Consider the following 2,834-nt stretch of genomic DNA (forward strand, 5'->3'; position numbering starts at 1 on the left):
ACGTCATCATGTCCGCCCTGCAAGTGCAGAACTGGAACCAGGCCTTCAGCGTGGACAGTTACGCCGCGGCGACCGCCCTGGTGTCCCCGGTGCAGCACTTCTGGTCCCTGGCCGTGGAAGAGCAGTTCTACCTGATCATTCCCGTCATCCTGCTGGCGGGAGTGGCCGTCACCGTGAAACGGCGCCTCCGGATCGAAACCGTCTCCTTATGGATCCTGGCGGTGGTGTCACTGGCGTCGTTCGTCCACAGCGTCGCCTTCTCGTCCTCCCAGCACGACATGGCCTACTTTGCGACCACCACGCGGATCTGGGAGCTGGGCGCCGGGGGCATCGGCGCCCTGCTGATTCCCAAATTGCGCCTGGGCCCGGTGCGGGCCTGGCTTTCGGGCTGGATCGGCCTGGGCGTGATCGTCTATTCCGCGATGGCACTCTCCGTTGCGATGGACTTCCCGGGCAGCATCGCCCTCCTGCCCGTCGCGGGGACATTGCTGCTGCTCACCGCGGGTTCGCCGGCGGCCGAACCGGCCACTCCGGGCAGCCCTGCCGGTTACTCGGCAAGCCGGGTCCTCAGCCTGCGGCCAGTGACCTACATCGGCGATCTCTCATATTCCCTCTACCTGTGGCATTGGCCCGTCGTCGTGATCTACGTCTTCCACCTCGGGCGGGCTCCGGGCGTCATCCAGGGAACCGCCATGGTGGCCATCAGCCTGGCCCTGGCGGTCGCCTCCTACCACCTCGTCGAGCAGAAGTTCCGGCACGGAAGCCCAGCCGCCCAAGGATCGACGCCCGGACGGTGGGGATTGCTGCGCCGGAATGCCTTCGTCCTGGCAGCAGGACTGATCGTGGCGTCGACGGTGGCAGCGGCGGTGCCGTGGGGCGTCGTGGAAGCCAAGTCGCAGCAGCTGAACGCGGCCATGAACCTGCGCGACTATCCCGGCGCCACGGCATTTGATCCCGTCCGGCCCGCCGCCGTCCCCGACGGCGTGCCCGTCCGGCCCGATCCCGCCGTCGCCATGAAGGATGTGCCACTGACCTGGACGGAGACGTGCGGGAAGTTCAACCCGGCCGTCACCGGGGTTGACCAATGCGTTTTCGGCGCGCCGGAGGCCACCCAGACGGTGGTCGTCGTCGGGGACTCACACGCCGCGCAGTACGTGGATCCGCTCGTGATTGCCGGCGCAGACGGGGGCTGGAAGGTACAGGCCATGGTCCGGAACGGATGCCCCTTCACGGCAGCGCCGGCGGCCAATGGCACCACGGTGTACCGCAGTTGCTCGGAACAGAACAAGGCCACATTGCAGCGCATCCTGACGCTGCGTCCACAGTTGGTGGTGGTATCGGGAATGGCGCCGGCCGGCTACCGCGAAGCCCTCAACTGGACGTGGGCCAGCCCGGAAGAACTCGTCAACGGCTATGTCCAGCTCCTGAAGCCGCTCCGGGAAGCCGGGATCCGCGTGGCCGTCGTGCCCGACACGCCGTATCCGGAATTTTCGGCACCGGACTGCGTCCAGGCCAATGGACCAGGCTCGCCCGCGTGCCAGTTCACCGTATCCGACGCCGGCACCGCCGCCGACCCCCTGCAGCTGGCCGGGGCACGCGTGCCCGGCGTCGAGGTTCTGGATATGTCCGCCTATTTTTGCCGGCAGGGGATCTGCCCGGCCGTGATCGGCAACGTGCTCGTGTACCGGGACAACCACATGACCAACACCTTTGCCAAGACGCTGGCACCGGCACTGGCCCGGCAACTCAGTTTCTAGGCAGCGGCCGCGGAGGTGCCCCCGGAGCCTGCCCCGCGGGCCAGGGACCGGCGCAGCCTGCGGGCAGGTTGCGGGCAAGGTGCCGCTGCAGGCTGCGGAACCTGCCCCGCAGCCTGCAGCACGCCGGGGTTCAGTTCCCGCAGGCCGTGACCTTGTAGAGCTTCGCCTCGCCCTGGCTGTCAATGAGCTGCACGCCGGGGTTCGCTGCGAGATTCCGCAGCCCGGCGGGAGTGTGGTCTCCGCCGTGGACTTCGACCGGGCCGAAGTCCAGGATGTAGTAGGCATTCGCCGCGCGGACTGCCTGGCAGACGCTGGCGTCCGTCGTCACGTTGCCCATCGAATCGTAGATCCGCTTCACATCCGGAGAGACGTAGCTCATGACATGCAGCTGGGCCGACTTCCGCTCGCCCAGCGCGTAGGACAGCGCCGCACCGGTGTAGGGATTATCGATCAGCAGGGCATTTTCGGGGACAGTCTGGGGCAGGCGCTTCATGAGCTGGAGCTCGTCGGTGGAGACCAGCGGCGAATCGGCGGCGAGCCTGTAGTTCCTCGAGCCCTGCTCAACCTCCAGCTCCAGGCCGCCCTGCTGTCCCAGGGCGATGGCGGCCAGCACGACGGCGGCGATGCCTACGGTCCGGTAGGCCGCGGTTCCGGCGCGCCCCCAGCGCGGAGAGCCGTCAAGGGCCACCGCGAGGGCCTTGGACCGGCCGCGCACCGCCAGGATTCGGCGCCCTGCCCAGTCAATGCCGACGGCGACCAGCAGGACCGCAACCAGCGGCAGCAGGGCGGCAATCCGGTAGCTGTCGTTGTACCAGACGCCGGTGAGGAAGTCCCGGGTTTCCGACCTGGTGAAGCCGGAGACCACAACGAACAGATAGGTGAACAAGGCGAAGACGGCAGCGATCCACACGCGCTGCCAGCGGTCCTGGAAGCACGCCCAGAGGCCGAGGAATACCAGCGGGGCCACGAGCCAGGCCAGTGCCAGGCCATCGGGGGAGATGGTGACGGCTTCGCCGATGGCCTTCGGAATGCTCTGGTAAGGGCCCCAGAACGAAGCCTCCAAGGGCGGGCGCAGAT

2 protein-coding genes are annotated in these 2,834 nt (G+C 67.7%); one reads left to right on the top strand and one right to left on the bottom strand.

The window, feature by feature from the left end; translation table 11 throughout:
* Positions 1-1,757: acyltransferase family protein (locus LQV45_RS24040; RefSeq protein ID WP_230009140.1), on the top strand; the 1,757-nt coding region annotated here is incomplete at its 5' end.
* Positions 1,758-1,887: 130 nt separating this feature from the next.
* Here LQV45_RS24040 and LQV45_RS24045 read toward each other — a convergent pair.
* A partial coding sequence (locus LQV45_RS24045) for a DUF6541 family protein (protein WP_374208283.1) occupies positions 1,888-2,834 on the bottom strand: 947 nt, incomplete at its 5' end.

Source organism: Microbacterium sp. Bi128 (genome assembly GCF_918698205.1).